15 protein-coding genes are annotated in these 20,103 nt (G+C 71.8%); 1 reads left to right on the top strand and 14 read right to left on the bottom strand.

Translation table 11 applies throughout. The annotated features are described in order from the left end of the window. Nucleotides 1–314: 314 nt before the first annotated feature. Complete coding sequence (gene ileS, locus K6I33_RS13835; RefSeq protein ID WP_229351515.1) at nt 315–3,452, top strand: isoleucine--tRNA ligase; 3,138 nt, start codon at nt 315–317, stop codon at nt 3,450–3,452. A gap of 189 nt (nt 3,453–3,641) precedes the next feature. Here the strand turns inward: ileS and K6I33_RS13830 are convergent, their stop codons facing one another. The 14 genes from K6I33_RS13830 to K6I33_RS13765 form a co-directional block, all read right to left on the bottom strand. Further along, complete coding sequence (locus K6I33_RS13830) at nt 3,642–4,820, bottom strand: DivIVA domain-containing protein (protein ID WP_229351512.1); 1,179 nt, start codon at nt 4,818–4,820, stop codon at nt 3,642–3,644. Between the two features lie 61 nt (nt 4,821–4,881). After that, nucleotides 4,882–5,166 carry a YggT family protein gene (locus K6I33_RS13825; RefSeq protein ID WP_086567466.1) on the bottom strand — a complete coding sequence of 95 codons (285 nt, stop codon included), beginning with the start codon at nt 5,164–5,166 and terminating at the stop codon, nt 4,882–4,884. A gap of 72 nt (nt 5,167–5,238) precedes the next feature. Next, nucleotides 5,239–5,853, bottom strand: coding sequence for a cell division protein SepF (locus K6I33_RS13820; protein ID WP_126913729.1), 615 nt, complete (start codon nt 5,851–5,853; stop codon nt 5,239–5,241). 121 nt (nt 5,854–5,974) lie between these two features. Beyond that, entirely contained in the window at nt 5,975–6,700 is a 726-nt protein-coding gene (locus K6I33_RS13815; RefSeq protein WP_229351509.1) for a YggS family pyridoxal phosphate-dependent enzyme, read from the bottom strand. Continuing rightward, nucleotides 6,697–7,461, bottom strand: a complete 765-nt coding sequence (gene pgeF, locus K6I33_RS13810; RefSeq protein WP_374284410.1) for a peptidoglycan editing factor PgeF — start codon at nt 7,459–7,461, stop codon at nt 6,697–6,699. Before pgeF ends, K6I33_RS13815 begins: the two co-directional genes overlap by 4 nt. 44 nt (nt 7,462–7,505) lie before the next feature. Then, on the bottom strand, nt 7,506–8,753 hold the full coding sequence (gene ftsZ / locus K6I33_RS13805) for a cell division protein FtsZ (RefSeq protein WP_229351503.1): 1,248 nt from the start codon (nt 8,751–8,753) through the stop codon (nt 7,506–7,508). 240 nt (nt 8,754–8,993) lie between these two features. Further along, nucleotides 8,994–9,890, bottom strand: coding sequence for an FtsQ-type POTRA domain-containing protein (locus K6I33_RS13800; RefSeq protein ID WP_229351501.1), 897 nt, complete (start codon nt 9,888–9,890; stop codon nt 8,994–8,996). A gap of 29 nt (nt 9,891–9,919) precedes the next feature. Then, the gene (murG, locus tag K6I33_RS13795) at nt 9,920–11,014 is read right to left on the bottom strand and encodes an undecaprenyldiphospho-muramoylpentapeptide beta-N-acetylglucosaminyltransferase (protein WP_229351499.1); all 1,095 of its coding nucleotides are present in this window, start codon (nt 11,012–11,014) and stop codon (nt 9,920–9,922) included. Nucleotides 11,015–11,020: 6 nt separating this feature from the next. Continuing rightward, nucleotides 11,021–12,406, bottom strand: coding sequence for a putative lipid II flippase FtsW (gene ftsW / locus K6I33_RS13790; RefSeq protein WP_229351496.1), 1,386 nt, complete (start codon nt 12,404–12,406; stop codon nt 11,021–11,023). Between the two features lie 111 nt (nt 12,407–12,517). Then, complete coding sequence (gene murD / locus K6I33_RS13785) at nt 12,518–13,945, bottom strand: UDP-N-acetylmuramoyl-L-alanine--D-glutamate ligase (protein ID WP_229351493.1); 1,428 nt, start codon at nt 13,943–13,945, stop codon at nt 12,518–12,520. Continuing rightward, complete coding sequence (mraY, locus tag K6I33_RS13780; protein WP_229351491.1) at nt 13,942–15,006, bottom strand: phospho-N-acetylmuramoyl-pentapeptide-transferase; 1,065 nt, start codon at nt 15,004–15,006, stop codon at nt 13,942–13,944. Before mraY ends, murD begins: the two co-directional genes overlap by 4 nt. Further along, nucleotides 15,006–16,427 carry a UDP-N-acetylmuramoyl-tripeptide--D-alanyl-D-alanine ligase gene (murF, locus tag K6I33_RS13775; RefSeq protein WP_229351489.1) on the bottom strand — a complete coding sequence of 474 codons (1,422 nt, stop codon included), beginning with the start codon at nt 16,425–16,427 and terminating at the stop codon, nt 15,006–15,008. Before murF ends, mraY begins: the two co-directional genes overlap by 1 nt. A 65-nt stretch (nt 16,428–16,492) precedes the next feature. Beyond that, the gene (locus K6I33_RS13770; protein WP_229351486.1) at nt 16,493–18,187 is read right to left on the bottom strand and encodes a UDP-N-acetylmuramoyl-L-alanyl-D-glutamate--2,6-diaminopimelate ligase; all 1,695 of its coding nucleotides are present in this window, start codon (nt 18,185–18,187) and stop codon (nt 16,493–16,495) included. Between the two features lie 12 nt (nt 18,188–18,199). Beyond that, nucleotides 18,200–20,101, bottom strand: a complete 1,902-nt coding sequence (locus K6I33_RS13765) for a penicillin-binding protein 2 (protein ID WP_229351481.1) — start codon at nt 20,099–20,101, stop codon at nt 18,200–18,202. Nucleotides 20,102–20,103 lie beyond the last annotated feature (2 nt).

The following is a 20,103-nucleotide window of genomic DNA, read 5'->3' as shown; positions in this document are numbered from 1 at the left end:
CTGTTCGGTCGGCCGCCCCGCCGTCCGCCCCGTACACTGGGCGCAGCGAAAGGCGTGGAAGGGACCAGTAGCGCCGCACGCAGCCATCAGCGATCCGGGGACGGTGCGAGCCCGGGGGTGTGCGCGGGGTGAAGATCAGCCCGGAGCCGCCGGAAGAACGCCCCGCCGAGGGGTCAGTAGAGCCGGCTTCGCGACCCTAATGAGGGGGCTGGAGACCGGGAGCGTCTGCGGCCAAGGAGGGTGGTACCGCGGGAGCGCGCAACGCGTCTCGTCCCTCCGACGGACAGTGCGATACGTTCCGCCGGAGGAAGCCCATGACGCAGTACCGCCAGGTACCCGCACAGGTCGACCTGCCCGCCCTTGAGCACGCGGTGCTCGAGTTCTGGCGGGAGCACAAGACCTTCGCCCGTACCCTCGAGCAGTCCGAGGGCCGCCCCGAGTGGGTGTTCTACGAGGGCCCGCCGACCGCCAACGGCATGCCCGGCGCCCACCACATCGAGGCCCGCGTCTTCAAGGACGTCTTCCCCCGTTTCCGCACGATGCAGGGCTACCACGTCGGCCGGAAGGCCGGCTGGGACTGCCACGGCCTGCCGGTCGAGCTCGCCGTCGAGAAGGAGCTCGGCTTCTCCGGCAAGCAGGACATCGAGGCGTACGGCATCGCCGAGTTCAACGCCAAGTGCCGCGAGTCCGTGACCCGCCACACCGACGCCTTCGCCGAGCTCACCACCCGCATGGGCTACTGGGTCGACCTCGACGACGCCTACCGGACCATGGACCCGGAGTACGTCCAGTCCGTGTGGTGGTCCCTGAAGGAGATCTTCAACAAGGGCCTGCTGGTCCAGGACCACCGCGTCGCCCCCTGGTGCCCCCGCTGCGGCACCGGCCTGTCCGACCACGAGCTGGCGCAGGGCTACGAGACGGTCGTCGACCCCTCCGTCTTCGTCCGCTTCCCGCTGACCTCCGGCCCGCTCGCCGGCGAGGCCTCGCTGCTGGTGTGGACGACCACCCCGTGGACGCTGGTCTCCAACACCGCGGCCGCCGCGCACCCCGACGTCACCTATGTCGTGGCCACCGACGGCACCGAGAAGCTGGTCGTCGCCGAGGCGCTCCTGGAGAAGGCCCTGGGCGAGGGCTGGACGGCCACCGGCCAGAGCTTCAGCGGTCGTGAGATGGAGCGCTGGAACTACCGTCGCCCGTTCGACCTGGTCGAGTTCCCCGAGGCCGCCCACTTCGTCGTCAACGCCGAGTACGTCACCACCGAGGACGGCACCGGTCTGGTCCACCAGGCCCCGGCCTTCGGTGAGGACGACCTCATCACCTGCCGCGCCTACGGCCTCCCGGTCGTCAACCCGGTCCGCCCGGACGGCACCTTCGAAGAGGGCCTCGGCCTCGTCGGCGGCGTGTTCTTCAAGAAGGCCGACGAGAAGCTCGTCGCCGACCTCACCGAGCGCGGCCTGCTCTTCCGCCACGTGGCCTACGAGCACAGCTACCCCCACTGCTGGCGCTGCCACACCGCGCTCCTCTACTACGCGCAGCCGTCCTGGTACATCCGCACCACCGCGATCAAGGACCGGCTGCTCGCGGAGAACGAGAAGACCAACTGGTTCCCCGACTCGGTCAAGCACGGCCGCTTCGGCGACTGGCTGAACAACAACATCGACTGGGCGCTCTCCCGCAACCGCTACTGGGGCACCCCGCTGCCCATCTGGCGCTGCGAGGACGACCACCTCACCTGCGTCGGCTCGCTGGCCGAGCTCTCCGAGCTGACCGGCACCGACCGGAGCGACCTGGACCCCCACCGCCCGTACATCGACGAGATCACCTTCACCTGCACCACCGAGGGCTGCTCCCACACGGCGGTCCGGGTGCCGGAGGTCATCGACGCCTGGTACGACTCGGGCTCCATGCCCTTCGCCCAGTGGGGCTACCCGTACAAGAACAAGGAGCTCTTCGAGCAGCGCTACCCGGCGCAGTTCATCTCCGAGGCGATCGACCAGACGCGTGGCTGGTTCTACACGCTGATGGCGGTCGGCACGCTCGTCTTCGACAAGTCGTCGTACGAGAACGTCGTCTGCCTGGGCCACATCCTCGCCGAGGACGGCCGGAAGATGTCCAAGCACCTCGGCAACATCCTCCAGCCCATCCCGCTGATGGACCAGCACGGCGCCGACGCCGTCCGCTGGTTCATGGCCGCCGGCGGCTCACCGTGGGCCGCGCGCCGCGTCGGCCACGGCACCATCCAGGAAGTCGTCCGCAAGACCCTCCTCACCTACTGGAACACCGTCGCCTTCCAGGCCCTGTACGCCCGCACCTCCGAGTGGGCACCCTCGGCGTCCGACCCGGCGGCGGCCGACCGCCCGCTGATCGACCGCTGGCTGCTCGGCGAGCTCAACACGCTCGTCGACCAGGTCACGTCGGCCCTGGAGGCCTACGACACCCAGCGCGCCGGAAAACTGCTGTCGTCCTTCGTCGACGACCTCTCCAACTGGTACGTCCGCCGCTCCCGCCGCCGCTTCTGGCAGGGCGACGCCGCCGCACTGCGCACGCTGCACGAGGTCGTCGAGACCGTCACGCGGCTGATGGCCCCTCTCACCCCGTTCATCACCGAGCGGGTGTGGCAGGACCTGGTCGTCCCGGTCGACCCGCAGGCCCCGGAGTCGGTGCACCTCTCGTCCTGGCCGGTCGCGGACGCCTCGCTGATCGACCCGGCGCTGTCGCAGCAGATGCTGCTGGTCCGCCGGCTCGTCGAGCTGGGCCGCGCCACGCGCGCCGAGTCCGGTGTCAAGACGCGCCAGCCGCTGTCGCGCGCCCTGGTCGCGGCGGCCGGTTTCGAGACGCTGGGCGAGGAGCTGCGCGCCCAGATCGCCGAGGAGCTGAACGTCTCCTCGCTCGCCTCCCTCTCCGAGGTGGGCGGCTCCCTGGTCGACACCACCGCCAAGGCCAACTTCCGCGCACTGGGCAAGCGCTTCGGCAAGGGCGTCCAGGACGTGGCCAAGGCGATCGCGGCGGCCGACGCGGCGGCGCTGTCGCTGGCCCTGCGCGAGGGAACGGCGTCGGTGGAGGTCGACGGCGAGACGGTCGCGCTGGCTCCCGATGAGGTGATCATCACGGAGACCCCGCGCGAGGGCTGGTCCGTGGCCTCCGACTCCGGCGCGACCGTCGCCCTCGACCTGGAGATCACCCCGGAGCTGCGGCGCGCGGGCCTGGCCCGCGACGCGATCCGGCTGATCCAGGAGGCGCGGAAGAACAGCGGCCTGGACGTGGCGGACCGCATCGCCCTGCGGTGGGTCTCCTCCGACGAGGACGTCGTCACTGCGCTGGGCGAGCACGCGCCGCTCATCGCCGATGAGGTGCTGGCCACGGACTTCGCGTCCGGCTCCGCCGATGACACGTTCGGTGAGCCCTTCACCGACGAGGGGCTCGGACTGACGTTCCGCCTCCGTAAGGCGTAAGCAGACAGGTGAACAAGACCCCCCGGCGCTACCGCGCCGGGGGGTTTCGCCCACCCTCCCCCAGCTACCGCTGGGGGAGGGTGGGCGAAAACGCGCCGAAGGCGCGCAAACGCGCGCGCAAATGGGCCGGGCCCCTGGGATCACCCAGGGGCCCGGCCCATAGTGCCGACGGCTCGCGAGAGCCAACCGTCAGTTGTCGTCCTCATCGATGAGGAACCCACGCATCGGCGAAGGCGCCTGCATCGGCTGCTGCCCCTGCGGCCGCACCGGAGCCATCGGCTGCGTCATGGCCGGGGACATCTGCTGCTGACCGCCGTACGACGGGGCACCCGCGGAGGGAGCGCCCATCGACTGGTTGCCGCCCATGCTGTGACCGCCCATGCCCGCGCCGGCCGAGGCCATCGACCCGCTCATCGAGGGGGCCGGCGGCAGCGACGCGGCGGCCGGGGTGCGCGGCGGGGCCAGCGAGTCGTCCGCCTGGTTCTCCAGCTGACGGAGCTGGCTCTCCAGGTAGGACTTCAGTCGCGTGCGGTACTCGCGCTCGAAGCCGCGCAGGTCCTCGACCTTGCGCTCCAGCGTGGCGCGGGCGGACTCCAGGGAGCCCATCGCGACACGGTGCTTCTCCTGCGCGTCCCGCTCCAGGGCGTCAGCCTTGGCACGGGCGTCCCGCTCCAGGCCCTCGGCGCGGCTGCGGGCCTCGCCGACGATCTTGTTGGCCTCGGAACGGGCCTCCGCGATCGCCTGATCGGCCGTCTGCTGTGCGAGGGAGAGGACACGAGCCGCGCTGTCGCCACCCGGACCCTGGCCCGGCTGCGGCAGCTGCGGGGCACCCATGGGGGCGTTCTGCGCCATGGGGTTCTGGCCCATCGGACCGTTCTGCCCCATAGGACCGTTCTGCACCATGGGGTTCTGCCCCATCGGTCCGTTCTGTCCCATGGGGTTGCCCATCGGGCCACCCATCGGACCGTTCTGTCCCATCGGGCCGGGACCGTGCGGACCCTGGGGACCGTGGCCGTGACCGCCCGGACCGGCCGGCAGCTGCGGGGCACCGCCCGGAAGCTGCGGCGGACCGCCCATCTGCTGCTGGTTCGGCGGCACCGGCTGCGGGCCCGATATGGCGGCGGGCACCGGCGCGCCGGGTCGCTGGTCCTGGGGCTCCGGCTTGCGCATGTTCTGCTGCTGGTTCTGCGCGGCGGCACGCGTCGCGGCGGCCAGCTTGGCGCGCAGGTCCTCGTTCTCCCGGAGCAGGCGGGTCAGTTCCGCCTCCACCTCGTCGAGGAAGGCATCGACCTCGTCCTCGTCATAGCCTTCTCGGAGGCGGACGGTCGTGAACTGCTTGTTCCGCACGTCCTCGGGGCTCAGCGGCATCTCTTCTTCACCTCAACGTAGTCGTCGGCAATCGGCAAGACCGTATCGTTCACAGCCGCGTTCACAGCCGGCTCACGACGGTGATCAGGATGTAGACGATGATCATCAGTACGAAGAAGGACAGGTCGAGCGCTACGCCCCCGAGACGCAGCGGCGGGATGACCCGCCGCAGAAGCTTGAGTGGCGGATCGGTGACAGTGTAGGTGGCCTCCAGGAGGACCACCATCGCCTTACCGGGTTGCCACGAGCGGGCGAACTGGAAGACGTAGTCCATCACCAGCCGGAAGATCAGCACGATCAGGAAGCAGTACAGCGCGATGTAGATCACCTGCTGTGCGATGCCCATCTCGCGCTTCCCTCTCCCCTTGCTCGTACCTCGGCCTGACTGGCCGTTGTCCGGATTGCCCGGTGTTGCGTCTCAGCTCTGGTTGAAGAACCCACCCTCTGCGATGCGGGCCTTGTCCTCCGCCGTGACATCGACGTTAGCAGGCGACAGCAGGAACACCTTCTGTGTCACCCGCTCGATGCTGCCGTGGAGTCCGAAGACCAGACCGGCCGCGAAGTCGACGAGACGCTTCGCGTCGGTGTCGTCCATCTCGGTGAGATTCATGATCACCGGAGTGCCCTCACGGAAGTGTTCCCCGATGGTACGGGCCTCGTTGTAGGTCCGGGGGTGCAATGTCGTGATGCGGTAGGGCTCCCGCTCGGACACAACCTTGGGCATGATCACCGGTGCGTTCTTCTCCAGAGAGTGGCGTTCGGGTGTGATGGACGACACGGGGGCGATTCGGGCGGGTCGTCCCGGTTCTGCTACGAGCGGAGCCGGTTCACGCTGCGCGGGTGGCTGGGCGACTCGAACCGGTTCGTCCGATTGCGTCTGTTGTGCCGTGTGCGCCTGGTGTTGCTGCTGCCGGCGCCGGTCCGGCTCCGGCTCGGGTTCGAACTCGTCGTCGGGGTCGAACCCCGGGCCGTCGTACCCATCGTCCTCCACGAGGCCGAGGTAGACCGCCATCTTGCGCATCGCGCCGGCCATTCTCCGCATCCTCCGCTCTGTGGTGGATCGGCTCCGTCAACGGCGCCCGGATCCACGTGGTCCGCCCGCCTTTTGACGGGAATGACCATATTTTCTGCTGTGGTCCGACTTCCTGGCGACGTTACCCGAGCCGGGGTCGGACTCCGAGTACCGCTGAGCCGACACGTACATGTGTCGCACCGGCCGCAACGGCGTCCTCGAGATCCGCGCTCATCCCTGCTGACACCATGTTCGCAGTCGGATGAGCCGCGCGCAGGTCCGTTGCGATTTCCATCAGCCGGTCAAATGCGGCCCTCGGCCTGCCCGCGTAGGGGCCGGCGAGCGGAGCGACCGTCATCAGTCCCGCCGGTCGCAGCCCTTCCGCCTTGGCGATCGCGTCGGCCAGGGCCGCCACGCCGTCGGGCGCGACACCTCCCCGGACCCCGCGCTCTCCCGACTCCGCGTCGAGCGCCACCTGGATCAGGCAGTCCAGCCCGGTCTCCCGACCGGACCGGACGGCCGCCTGGGACAGGGAGGTGATCAGTCGGTCCCGGTCAATGGAGTGCACCAGACCGGCGTAATTCACTACCGACCGGACCTTGTTCGTCTGCAACTGTCCGACGAAGTGCCAGGTAAGGGGCAGATCCGAGCACTCCGCCGCCTTGGGGGCGGCGTCCTGGTCGCGGTTCTCCCCTACATGACGCACCCCCAGCTCCGCGAGGAGACGGACGTCACTCGCGGGGTAGGTCTTGGTGACCACGATCAGGGTCACCTCCTCCCGCCGCCGGCCGGCCGAGGCGCAGGCGGTGGAGATACGTTCCTCCACCCGGGCGAGGCTGTCGGCCAACAGGGTCTTGCGGTCCGTCATGACCGCTCCTCCAGCCATACATAGGAGGCCAGCCGTCCGGTGGTCCGCTCACGCCGGTAGGAGAAGTGGTCGGCGGACTCCATCGTGCAGATGTCCGATCTGCCGACCGCCGTGACACCCATCCGGCCCAGCTGGGCCGCGACCCCCTTCGCCACGTCCACCGCCGGGGTGCCCCGCCGGGTGGTGGCCCAGGACTCGGGCACCTCCCCGGCGACCTCGGCGCGCATCGCCTCGGGCACCTCGTAGCAGCCGCCGCAGACCGAGGGGCCGATGCGGCCGACGATCCGGTCCGGCTCGGCGCCGAGCCGGAGCATCTCCGTCACCACCGCCGGGACCACCCCGGCGACCAGCCCCGGCCGCCCGGCGTGGGCGGCGCCCGTGACCCCGGCGACCGGGTCGGCCAGGAGCACCGGGACGCAGTCGGCGGTGAGGACCGCGAGGGCCAGGCCACGACGGGTGGTCACGACCGCGTCCACCGCGGGGGTTTCCCCCTTTTGCCACGGTCCGTCCACGACCGCGACGTCCTTGCCGTGGACCTGGTTCATCCAGACGACCGACGCCGGGTCGAGGCCGAGGGCCTCGGCTGCCCGCCCGCGGTTGGTCCGCACGGCGGCGGGGTCGTCGCCGACCGCGCCGCCGAGGTTGAGCTCCGCATACGGAGCGGCGCTCACCCCGCCCCACCTGTCGGTGGAGGCGAAGTGCGCGCCGCTCGCGTGTGCCACGTGTTCTACGGGGGGCACGGTGTGCTGTTGCCCTATCACTCGGTGCTGGTCAGCCGTTCCCTGAGAAGGTGTCCGGCCCGGGGCTACTTCAGGAAGTCGGGAACGTCCAGTTCCTCGGCCGTCGAGTCCTGGTACGGACGGGCCGGCGGCACCTGCGGGGAGCTGACCGGCGGCGGGGGGACCTCGGCGACCGGCGACGGCTCGGCCGGCGTGGGCTCCTCGGTGCGCGGGGTCACGCTGCCGAGGCCGCCGAAGGACGGGCGGGACGGCTCGGACGGAGCCGAGGCCGGCCGGCTGGGAGCGCCGACCGGGCTCTCCTCGCGGCCGGAGCCGTAGGAGGAGGAGCCGCCGAGCACCTTGTCGCGGCTGCCCTTGGCCGGCGGCTGGCCGCCGTCGAAGCCGGCCGCGATGACCGTGACCCGGACCTCGTCGCCCAGGGCGTCGTCGATGACGGCACCGAAGATGATGTTGGCCTCGGGGTGGGCGGCCTCGCTGACCAGCTGGGCCGCCTCGTTGATCTCGAAGAGACCGAGGTCGGAGCCGCCGGAGATGGAGAGCAGCACACCGCGGGCGCCGTCGATGGACGCCTCCAGCAGCGGCGAGGAGATCGCCATCTCGGCGGCGGCCACGGCACGGTCGTCGCCGCGGGCCGAGCCGATGCCCATGAGGGCCGAGCCCGCCTCGGACATCACGGACTTGACGTCGGCGAAGTCCAGGTTGATCAGGCCCGGGGTGGTGATGAGGTCGGTGATGCCCTGGACACCGGAGAGCAGGACCTGGTCGGCCGACTTGAACGCGTCGAGCACGCTCACCTGGCGGTCCGAGATGGACAGCAGCCGGTCGTTGGGGATGACGATGAGGGTGTCGACCTCGTCGCGGAGGCTGGCGATGCCGTCCTCGGCCTGGTTCGCCCGGCGCCGGCCCTCGAAGGTGAAGGGCCGGGTGACCACACCGATCGTCAGGGCGCCCAGCGAGCGGGCGATGTTGGCCACGACGGGCGCGCCGCCGGTGCCGGTGCCGCCGCCCTCGCCGGCGGTGACGAAGACCATGTCGGCCCCCTTGAGGACCTCCTCGATCTCCTCGCGGTGGTCCTCGGCCGCCTTGCGGCCGACATCGGGGTTCGCGCCGGCACCGAGGCCGCGGGTGAGTTCCCGGCCGACGTCGAGCTTGACGTCGGCGTCGCTCATCAGCAGGGCCTGTGCATCGGTGTTGATCGCGATGAACTCGACGCCCTTGAGACCGACCTCGATCATCCGGTTGATGGCGTTCACGCCACCGCCGCCGATGCCGACGACCTTGATGACTGCGAGGTAGTTCTGCGGTGCTGCCACGTCGAAGGCCTCTCGCCTCGAGTTACGTATGCCTGGGGGCGGTTCTCAATGCCGACCCGAACCCTAACGTTGAAGTTTAGGGTTACCGGTGCCACTGTTCCCTGGGTTCTCCGAAACAGGACACTAAGTCGACAAGCGGCGCGGCTTCAACGAACACGCCGAACCTCCCGTTTTTCTTTTCACCCTATGTGATCACCCATAGCCGTAGCCAACCAGGGTGCTGGCCAGCCGGGATCGACGTCAACTCCCGGACACCGCGGGGGCCGCCGGGGCGCTCACATCGAAGTGTTTCGCGCCCCCCGCGGCCTTGAGGAGCGCGACGAGCGTACGGGCCTTCGCCTCGCCCCGCTCACCACTTCCCCAGGCGATCGTCCGATCATCCGTCAGCTCCACGGTGATGGAGTCGTAGGAGCGGACCCGGATGGCCCGGGTCTCCCGGCGGGCCTCGGCGGGCAGGTCGGCGGCGACGCGGGCGGCCTCGCGCTCCAGCCGTTCGACGCCGAACCGGCGGTTGCCGGGCGAGTCCGAGCTCTCCACCACGAGCCGGGGCACCCCGGCCACGGCTTGATCGACTGTGGCGAACCGCACTCCGGAGCCGTCGATTTCAATAAACTTCCCGCCCTTTTCGAGCAGCACCTTGGGGCGTCGTTCGGTCACTTTCAGACCGATCGCGTGCGGCCAGGAACGTACGACGTCCACCGACTCGATCCGCTTCAGCCGGGTCAGCAGCCGCTCCTCGATGGCGTCGGTGTCCACGGACGCCAGGGGGTCGCCCAGCGGCACCCGGGCCGCCTCGCGAACCTGTTCGGCCGTCAGCACCGTGGTGCCGCTGACCTCCACGCGGGTGACGCGCAGCCAGCCGGAACCGTAGAGCACCCAGATGGCGGCGGCGCCGGACAGCAGGCTGACGACCGCCCAGAGGAGCGGTCCGCGCGCGCCGGAGCGGAGGCGGGTCCGGGGGCCGCCCGGGCCGCTCCGGCGGGGCGCGCGGCCCCGCCGGGGCGTACCGGAGGACGGGGACCGGGACGGCCTCGGCCGCCCGGCCGGTCCGGAGGACCCGGAAGACCTCGCGGCCCCGGAGGACTTGGACTTGCCGTTCTTGGCCGCCCCACGCCGGGCGGTCGTCGGTCCGGCCACGTTCCCCAGCCTCCTGCTCCTACGGGCCGTCAGCCCGCTCTGCGTGCGGCGATCGCCTCGTACACCATGCCGACCAGCAGCTCGTCGGCGTCGCGCCGGCCGAACTCGGCGGCGGCCCGGGACATGTCGTACAGCCGGTGCGGATCGGACAGCACCGGGAGCACGTTGGACGTCACCCACTCGGGGGTGAGCTCGGCGTCGTCGACCAGCAGGCCGCCGCCCGCCTTGACCAGCGGCTGGGCGTTGAGCCGCTGCTCGCCGTTGCCGATGGGCAGCGGGACGTAGGCCGCCGGGAGGCCGACGGCGGACAGCTCGGCGACGGTCATCGCGCCCGCGCGGCAGAGCATCATGTCGGCCGCGGCGTACGCGAGGTCCATCCGGTCAACATACGATACCGGGACATAGGGCGGCATTCCGGGCATGTTGTCGACGCGCGGCAGTTCGTTCTTCGGGCCCACCGCGTGCAGTACCTGGATGCCCGCGCGCTGGAGGAACGGGACGACGGTCTGGACGACCTCGTTCAGCCTGCGGGCGCCCTGCGAGCCGCCGGAGACCAGCAGCGTGGGCAGGTTGGGGTCGAGGCCGAAGGCGGCCCGGGCCTCGGGGCGGACGGCCGCCCGGTCCAGGGTGGCGATGGTGCGGCGCAGCGGGATGCCCACGTAGCGGGCGTTGCGCAGCTTGCTGTCCGGGGTGGACACCGCGACGCCGGCGGCGTAGCGCGAGCCGATCTTGTTGGCCAGGCCGGGGCGGGCGTTGGCCTCGTGGACGATGATCGGCACACCGAGCCGCTTGGCGGCCAGATAGCCGGGCAGCGCCACGTAGCCGCCGAAGCCGACCACGCAGTCCGCCTTGGTGCGCTCCAGGATCTGCTCGGCGGCCTTGATGGTGCCGCGCAGCCGCCCGGGGACGGTGATCAGCTCCGGGGTGGGCTTGCGGGGCAGCGGTACGGCGGGGATCAGCCCCAGCTCGTAGCCCCGCTCGGGCACCAGCCGGGTCTCCAGGCCCCGCTCCGTGCCGAGCGCCGTGATCCCCACGGTCGGGTCCTGCCTGCGCAGGGCGTCCGCGAGGGCGAGCGCGGGCTCGATGTGTCCGGCGGTTCCTCCGCCGGCGAGTACGACATGCACCGAAATTCACCGCTCTCCGGACGGTCGCTTCTTGACGCGCCGTCTCATCGTCTTCCATCTCACCCCAGGCTGCCGCATGGCCAGCGCCGCCCGCGCACCGGGTTCGTCGCGCGCGAAGGCGATGAGCAGTCCGATGGCGAACATGGTCGGCAGCAGGGCGGACCCTCCGTAGGAGAACAGCGGGAGCGGGACACCGGCGATCGGCAGCAGACCGAGCACCGCACCGATGTTGACCACGGCCTGGGCCGTGATCCAGGTGGTCACGCCTCCCGCGGCGTACCTCACGAAGGGGTCCTCCGTGCGTCCGGCCACGCGGATACCCGCATAGCCTAGAGCCGCGAACAGGGCGAGTACCGACAGCGTCCCCGCGAGACCCAGCTCCTCGCCGGTGATGGCGAAGATGAAGTCGGTGTGTGGCTCGGGTAGTTCACCCCATTTTTCCACACTCGCCCCGAGTCCGGCACCGAACCAGCCGCCGTTGGCCAGCGCGTAGATGCCGTGCACGGCCTGCCAGCACTGGTCGTGGTCGCCCGGGTCCGTGGCCCCGATGCACTCCAGCCGGGACATCCGGTTCGCACTGGTCTTGATGAAGAGTACGGCGAGGGCGGCGGTGACGCCGAACACCCCGGAGAAGAGCCGGGTGGGGGCGCCCGCCACCCACAGCAGGCCGAGCAGCACCGCGGTGAGCACCACGGTGGTGCCCATGTCGCCGCCGAGCATGATCAGGCCCAGCAGCAGGAAGGTGACCGGCACCAGCGGCACCAGCAGGTGCTTCCACTGGGTGAGGAGCTTCTTGGAGTGCTTGCGGGCCAGCAGGTCGGCGCCCCAGAGCACCAGCGCGAGCTTGGCGAACTCGCTGGGCTGCATCTGGAAGGGCCCGCCGAGCGAGATCCAGTTGGTGTTGCCGTTGATGGTCTCGCCGATGCCGGGCACCTGGACCAGGCAGAGCAGGAAGACCGAGACGGCCAGCAGGGGGTAGGCCAGGGCGCGCAGCAGCCGGACCGGTGTGCGGGCGGCCGCGAGCAGCAGGACGGTGCCGATGGCGGCGGCCAGCAGCTGTTTGCGGAAGAAGTAGCTGGGGGCCAGGCCGTTCTGGAGGGCCTTGATCTGGGAGGCGGAGTAGACCATCACCAGGCCGAGCACGATGATCAGCAGGGAGCCGCCGAGCACTAGGTAGTACGCGGTCAGCGGCCGGTCCCAGGCGCGTCTGGCACGGGCGTGGAGGCCCTTCAGGCCGCCGCCCCGGCCGCCCGGGGGCCGCCGGGGCGCGGGGGCGCGCCCGGCCCCGCCACGGGCCGCGGGGCGGGGCGCCCGTACGGACCGGGAGCCCGCCGCGGACCCCCGCAGGGCCGTCCACACGCCGGCCGGCGTCAGCATGTCGTCCGCGTGCATCCGGGTCGCCCCTCCGCTGTCTCCCGCGCCGTCCGGCCGCGTCGCCGGGGCCGGACCGCCGCGCTCGTCGGTTCCTGGCTGGCGCGGCGCCCGGCCGCGGGGACCGGTGGGCTACGCGTCCGTGCCGCGGCCGGCCGCGAGGGCCCGCACCGCCTCGGCGAAGGCCTCGCCGCGCTTGTTGTAGTTGGTGAACATGTCCATCGACGCACAGGCCGGGGCCATGAGGACGGTGTCCCCCGGGCCGGCGAGCCGCGCCGCCTCGCGGACCGCCTCGGCCATCGCCCCAGTGTCGGTCCGGTCGAGGTCCACCACCGGCACATCCGGGGCGTGTCGCGTCAGGGCTTCCCTGATCAGCGCCCGGTCGGCCCCGATCAGGACGACTCCGCGCAGCCGCTTGGCGGCGGAGGCGACCAGGTCGTCGAAGGTGGCGCCCTTGGCGAGGCCGCCGGCGATCCACACGATCGACTCGTACGCCGCGAGGGAGGCCTGGGCGGCGTGGGTGTTGGTGGCCTTGGAGTCGTCCACGTAGGCGACGCCGTCGACGTCGGCGACGTGGGCGATGCGGTGGGCGTCGGGCCGGAAGGCGCGCAGGCCGTCCCGGACGGCGGCGGCCTCCACGCCGAAGGCGCGGGCCAGGGCGGCGGCGGCCAGCGCGTTGGCGATGTTGTGCGGCGCCGGCGGGTGGACGTCGGCGACCTCGGCCAGCTCCTGGGCCTGCTGGTGGCGGTTCTCCACGAAGGCGCGGTCGACGAGCAGGCCCTCGACGACACCGAGCATGGAGGGGCCGGGGGCGCCGAGGGTGAAGCCGATGGCGCGGCAGCCCTCCTCGACGTCGGCCTGCTCCACCAGGCGCTCGGTGCGCGGGTCCTCGACGTTGTAGACGCAGGCGATCGTGTTGCCCTCGTAGATCCGGCCCTTGTCGGCGGCGTAGGCGCGCATGGAGCCGTGCCAGTCGAGGTGGTCGGGGGCGAGGTTGAGCACGGCCGCGGAGTGGGCGCGCAGCGAGGGCGCCCAGTGCAGCTGGTAGCTGGAGAGCTCGACGGCGAGGACGTCGTAGGGCTCGTCGCCGAGCACGACATCGACGATCGGGGTGCCGATGTTGCCCACGGCGGCCGTGCGCAGCCCGGCGGCCTTGAGGATGGAGGCGAGCATCTGCACGGTGGTCGTCTTGCCGTTGGTGCCGGTGACCGCCAGCCAGGGCGCGGCGTCGGGGCCACGCAGCCGCCAGGCGATCTCGACGTCGCCGACGACGTCCACGCCCGCCTCGGCGGCGGCCGCGAAGAGCGGGCTGTCGGGCTTCCAGCCGGGCGAGGTGACGACGAGGTCCGTGCCCTCGGGGAGGGTGTCCGCGTCGGCGAGGCGGACGGTGATCCCGGCGGTCTCCAGGGAGGCGGCGCGCTCGCGCAGGGCCTCGCTGTCGCCGCCGTCGACGACGGTGACGGTCGCGCCGAGGCCGGCCAGGGCGCGGGCGGCGCTGACGCCGCTCACGCCGAGACCGGCGACGGTGATGTGCTTGCCGCTGAACTCTGCGGTGCTCACTTGATGGCCAACCATCCGGCGTAGAAGATTCCGAGGCCGACGGCCACGCACAGGCCCTGGATGATCCAGAAGCGGACCACGACCAGGACCTCGCTCCACCCCTTGAGCTCGAAGTGGTGCTGGAGCGGAGCCATCCGGAAGACGCGCTTCCCGGTGAGGCGGAACGAGCCGACCTGGATCACCACGGACATGGTGATGAGGACGAACAGACCGCCGAGGAGGGCGAGCAGCAGCTCCGTGCGGGAGCAGATCGCCAGGCCCGCGAGGGCGCCGCCGAGGGCGAGCGAGCCGGTGTCGCCCATGAAGATCTTGGCGGGCGAGGTGTTCCACCACAGGAAGCCGAAGCAGGAGCCCATCAGGGCCGAGGCGACCACGGCGAGGTCGAGCGGATCGCGCACCTCGTAGCAGGCGGCGCCGGCGGTGAGGGAGTTGCCGCACCACTGGCCGTGCTGCCAGGTGCCGATGAAGACGTAGGCGCCGAAGACCATCACGGAGGCGCCGGTGGCCAGGCCGTCGAGGCCGTCGGTGAGGTTCACGCCGTTCGACATCGCGAGGATCATGAACAGTGCCCAGATCACAAAGATCACGGGGCCGACGGACCAGCCGAAGTCCTGGGTGAAGGACAGCCGCGTGGAGGCCGGGGTCTGGCCCCGGGTGTCGGCGAACTGCAGCGCGAGGACGGCGAAGGCGATGCCGACGATCAGCTGGCCGGCCATCTTGGCCTTGGCGCGCAGACCGAGGCTGCGCTGCTTGACGATCTTGATGTAGTCGTCGAGGAAGCCGACCAGGCCCATGCCCGCGGTCAGGAAGAGCACCAGCAGGCCCGAGGTCGTGGGCTCCTTGCTGGTGATCACCTTCGTCAGGGCGTACGCGATGAGCGTGGCCAGGATGAAGGCGATGCCACCCATGGTGGGCGTGCCCTTCTTCCCGGCGTGGCCGCGGGGGCCGTCGTCACGGATGAACTGGCCGTAGCCCTTGCGGGCGAGGAACTTGATCAGCAGCGGGGTGCCGATGAGGGTCAGGAACAGACCGATGACACCCGCGAAGAGGATCTGGTTCATCAGCCGGCGACCTCACCGTCGACCGCGAGCAGCGCCTCGGCCACCCGCTCCAGCCCCGCCGACCGGGACGCCTTCAACAGCACGACGTCTCCCGGGCGCAGCTCACTGCGCAACAGGTCGACGGCCGCCTGCGCGTCGGACACGTGCACCGACTCCTCACCCCACGAACCCTCGTTATAGGCGCCCATCTGCAACCAGGCCGCTTCCCTGCCCCCGACTGCCACGAGCTTGCCGACATTGAGCCGGACGGCCAGCCGTCCGACCGCGTCGTGCTCGGCGAGTGACTCCTCGCCCAGCTCGGCCATCTGACCGAGTACTGCCCACGTCCGTCCACCCCTAGCCCGGGCGGCTTCGCCCATCGCGGCCAGCGCGCGCAGCGCCGCTCGCATGGATTCGGGGTTCGCGTTGTAGGCGTCGTTGACGATCGTCACGCCGTCCGCGCGCTCGGTGACCTCCATCCGCCAGCGGGAGAGCTGGCCCGCCCCGGAGAGCGCGGAGGCGATCTCCGCTACGGGCATGCCCAGCTCATGGGCGACGGCGGCCGCGGCGAGCGCGTTCGACACGTGGTGCTCACCGTACAGCCGCATGGTCACGTCGGCGCACCCGGTGGGTGTGTGAAGCGTGAAGGAGGGGCGGCCGAAGTCGTCGAGGCGGACGTTCCCGGCGCGGACGTCGGCGTCCGGGGCCTCGCCGAAGAGGAGCACCCGGGCCTTGGTGCGGGCGCTCATGGCGCGGACCAGGGGGTCGTCGGCGTTGAGCACGGCGACGCCGCCCTCAGCGGCGGCGGGCAGCACCTCGGCCAGCTCGCCCTTGGCCTCGGCGATCGCCTCACGGCCGCCGAACTCGCCGATGTGGGCGGTGCCGACGTTGAGGACGAGGCCGACGCGGGGCGGGGTGAGCCCGGCGAGGTAGCGGATGTGGCCGATGCCGCGGGCGCCCATCTCCAGGACGAGGTGACGGGTGTCCTCGGTCGCCATCAGGGCCGTGACCGGCAGGCCGATCTCGTTGTTGAAGTTGCCGGGCGTCCACACGGTGGGGCCGAGGCGCTCCAGCAGCTGGGCGATCAGGTCCTTGGTGCTGGTCTTGCCGGCCGAGCCGGTGAGCCCGACGACGGTGGTGCCGAGCCGCTCCACCACGGCGCGGGCGAGGGCGCCCAGTGCCTCGACGACGTCGGGGACGACGATCGCGGGTACGCCGACGGGCCGAGCGGCCAGTACGGCCGCCGCGCCCGAGGCGATGGCGCGCTCGGCGTAGTCGTGGCCGTCGACGCGGTCGCCGGGCAGCGCGGCGAAGAGGCTGCCGGGCCGCACCTCACGGGAGTCGATCACGACCGGGCCGGTGGCGATGAGCCCCGGGTCCGGTATGTCGTGCTGCTGTCCGCCGACGATCGCGGCGATCTCGGCGAGGGACAGTGCGATCACCGGAGGTCACCTCCTGCCGTTCGGGGGAGCTGCCGGGGGGAGGGTTGTGCGCGCATGGCGGTTGGTCATCCCTGGTCGTTCCGGTGCGTGATGGCCGCCTGACGGTGCTCGATGGCCTCGCGCAGCACCTGGCGGTCGTCGAAGGGGCGTACCACTCCGGCGATGTCCTGGCCCTGTTCGTGTCCCTTGCCCAGGACCAGGACGGTGTCGCCGGGTTCGGCGCGGGCGACGGCGGCGGCGATGGCGGCGGCACGGTCCTCCATCAGGAGGACGGTGCCGCGCTCGGCGGCGGGCACCTCGGCGGCGCCCGCGAGCATGGTGGCGAGGATCGCGAGGGGATCCTCGGAGCGGGGGTTGTCGGAGGTCAGCACGGCCGTGTCGGCGAGGCGGGCCAGCGCGCGGCCCATGGGGGCGCGCTTGGTGGTGTCGCGGTCGCCGCCGCAGCCGAGCACGGCGTGGACGCGGCCACTGCCGACCGCGCGCAGAGCGCGGAGAACCGATTCGACTGCGTCCGTCTTGTGGGCGTAGTCGACGACGGCCAGGTAGGGCTGGCCCGCGTCCACGCGCTCCAGCCGGCCGGGGACGCCGGGGACGGCAGCGACGCTGTCGGCGGCCTCCTGCGGCTGCGCGCCCGCGGCGACGAGCGCGACGATCGCGGCCAGGGCGTTGGCGACGTTGAACGGGCCGGCGAGCGGCGCCCTGGCGGTCACGGAGACGCCCTCGGGGCCGAGCACGGTGAAGGTGGAGTCGAACGGGCCGATCTCGACGTCGACGGCGCGCCAGTCGGCGTCCTCGCGACCCTCGGCGGAGAAGGTGATCACCGGGACCTCGGACTCGCCCGCGGCGAGGCGGCGGCCGTACTCGTCGTCGGCGTTGACCACGCCGAGGCGGCTGCGCTCCTTGGTGAACAGCTCCGCCTTGGCGGCGAAGTAGTCCTCCATGCCCGAGTGGAACTCCATGTGCTCGGGGCTGAGGTTGTTGAAGACGGCGACGTCGAAGACGCAGCCGTCGACGCGGCCGAGCCGCAGGGCGTGGCTGGAGACCTCCATGGCGACCGAGCGGACGGCGCGCTCGCGCATCACCGCGAACAGCGCCTGGAGGTCGGTGGCCTCGGGCGTGGTGCGCTCCGACTTGACCCGCTCGTCGCCGATCCGGGACTCCACGGTGCCGATCAGGCCCGTGGGGCCGCCCATGGCGCGCAGGCCGCCCTCGATCAGGTAGGCGGTGGTGGTCTTGCCTGAGGTGCCGGTGATGCCGACGGTCAGCAGCTCGTCGGCGGGCCGGCCGTAGATCGTGGCGGCCAGGGCGCCCATCCGGTCGCGCGGGGCGGCCACGGTGAGCACGGGCAGGCCGGTGGCGGCGGCGCGCTCGGCGCCCGCCGGGTCGGTCAGCACGGCGGCGGCGCCGAGGCCCGCGGCCTGCGCGGCGAAGTCCGCGCCGTGGAAGCGGGCGCCGGGCAGGGCGGCGTAGACGTCGCCCGGGCGGACGGCGCGCGAGTCATGGGTGATCCCGGTGACCGCGACGGCCTCCGCGCCCTCGGGGGCGGCGATGCCCAGCTGAGCGGCCAGCTCCGTCAGGGGCACGGGGCGGACCCGGGTGGGACGAGGCGCTCCCGGGGACACGGCGGGCGTGTCCTGGGAGGTGGTGTGGGACTGATCAGCGTGGGGCACGGCGGTGAGCGTACCGGGCGTACCCGCCTCGTCGCGAAGCGAGGGGCGTCGCCGGCCGCGGTTCCCCGGGTCGGGAGTGATCGTCGTCACGGCCGGCCCGGCTCACTCGTAGCTCACCGGCAGCCGCGGCGGCCGGGTGCCCGACGGGGGCACCTGGAGGGTCTTCAGCGCGAACTCCATGACCTGCTTGAAGACGGGTCCGCAGACCTGGCCGCCGAAGTAGCTGCCCTTGGTGGGGTTCTGGATGGCGCAGTAGACGGTGATCCGGGGCTGGTCGGCGGGGGCGAAGCCGGCGAAGGAGGCGGTGTAGCCGTGGTAGCGGCCGGTGGTGGGGTCCACCCGGTTGGACGTGCCGGTCTTGCCGGCGACCCGGTAGCCGGGGATCTTCGCCTTGGTCCCGGTGCCCTCCTGGTCGTCGACGACCGACTCCAGCATCTGCGCGAGCTGCCGGGCGGTCTTCTCGCCGACCACCCGGGTGCGCGGGGCGGTGTCGGCGGGGGTGAAGCGGCCGTCGGGCCCCTTGGTGCCGCGCACCAGGGAGGGCTGTACGCGCTCGCCGCCGGCCGCGATGGTGGAGTAGACGGAGGCGGCCTGGACGGCGTTGAGGGACAGGCCCTGGCCGAAGGGGATGGTGTAGGCCCGCGAGGACTTCCACTCCCCCGGCCTGGCCAGCAGGCCGGGCGTCTCCCCGGGGAAGCCGAGGCCGGTGGGGCGGCCGATGCCGAACTTGCGGAGGTAGGTGTAGAGGACCTCGTTCGCCTCCTCCCGGGTCTTGCCCAGCTGCTCGCTGGCCAGGATCGTGCCGATGTTGCTGGACTTGGCGAGCACCCCGTTGAGGGTCAGGTGCCAGGTGGGGTGATCCACGTCGTCGGCGAAGGCACGGTCGGCGCGCGGCAGCCGGTTGGGGACCTCCACATGGGTCTCGGGCGTGGCGACGCCCTCCTCCAGCACGGCGGCCATCGTCATGATCTTGCTGACGCTGCCGGGCTCGTAGGCGTCCTGGAGGGCGGCGTTGCCCAGGGCGGAGCGGTCGGCGTGCTCCAGGTCGTTGGGGTTGTAGCCGGGGGCGTTGGCCATGGCCAGGATCTCGCCGCTGCGGGTGTCCTGGACGACGACGTAGCCCCGGTCCGCCCCGGACTCGCGCACCTGCTTGGCGACGGCGTTCTGGGCCGCCCACTGGATGTCGCGGTCGATGGTCAGCTCCACGCCGGAACCGGGCACGGCGGCCTGTTCCTTCATGTCGCCGGTGGGCACCTGCCGGCCGCCGGACTGGGCGTAGACGCGCTTGCCGTTCTTGCCGGCGAGGATCTCCTCCAGCTGGGCCTCCAGGCCGCCGGCGCCCCGGCCGTCGCCGTTGACGAAGCCCAGCAGGCCGGCGGCCAGGTCGCCGTTGGGGTAGACGCGCTTGCTGTGCGACTCGCGGTTCACCCCGGCCAGGACGTTGACGCCCTGCTTGCGGCGGGCCTTCTCCGCCTGCGCCTTCTTCAGCTCCGAGATCTTCTTCCAGACCTGCGGGGTCTGCCGGCGGGCCAGCACGACGTACTTGGACTTGGGGTTGGCGGTGAGCTTCTGCTCCAGCGTGCCCGCGTCCTCGCCGAGGACCGGGGCCAGCAGCCGGGCGGCCCGCCCCGCCGCGCCCTCGGCCTTGATCCGCTCGGGGGTGAGGAGGTCGGGGGCGGCGGTGATGTCGTAGGCGTCGACGGTGGTGGCCAGGTCCACGCCGGTGCGGTCGGTGATGGCACCGCGCTCGGCGGCCAGCGTCACTGGGATGTAGCGGTTGACGTTGGCCCGGGCCGCGTAGGCGCTGGCGTCGACGGCCTGCACCTGGAGCAGCCGGACCGTGAAGACCAGCAGGACGAGCGTGAGCCCCACGCCGATCGCCCGCAGCCGGGGCCGGGGGTTGCCCAGCCGCAGGGAGCGGTCACCGGGACGGGGGCGCGCCGGCCGGGCGACGGGGCGCGCGGGCCCGGGAACCGGGCGGCGGGGCTGCCTGGGCGCCGTCACGA

This window comes from Streptomyces sp. UNOB3_S3, assembly GCF_020740895.1.
Taxonomy (GTDB): Bacteria; Actinomycetota; Actinomycetes; order Streptomycetales; family Streptomycetaceae; genus Streptomyces.
Note: the sequence above shows the minus strand (reverse complement) of the source record. Positions and strands in the feature narration are given on the sequence as shown.

Coding starts and splice junctions, on each gene's coding strand:
- ileS (WP_229351515.1), top strand. CDS start 315: ATGACGCAGTACCGCCAGGTACCCGCACAGGTCGACCTGCCCGCCCTT.
- K6I33_RS13830 (WP_229351512.1), bottom strand. CDS start 4,820: ATGCCGCTGAGCCCCGAGGACGTGCGGAACAAGCAGTTCACGACCGTC.
- K6I33_RS13825 (WP_086567466.1), bottom strand. CDS start 5,166: ATGGGCATCGCACAGCAGGTGATCTACATCGCGCTGTACTGCTTCCTG.
- K6I33_RS13820 (WP_126913729.1), bottom strand. CDS start 5,853: ATGGCCGGCGCGATGCGCAAGATGGCGGTCTACCTCGGCCTCGTGGAG.
- K6I33_RS13815 (WP_229351509.1), bottom strand. CDS start 6,700: ATGACGGACCGCAAGACCCTGTTGGCCGACAGCCTCGCCCGGGTGGAG.
- ftsW (WP_229351496.1), bottom strand. CDS start 12,406: ATGCACGCGGACGACATGCTGACGCCGGCCGGCGTGTGGACGGCCCTG.
- mraY (WP_229351491.1), bottom strand. CDS start 15,006: ATGAACCAGATCCTCTTCGCGGGTGTCATCGGTCTGTTCCTGACCCTC.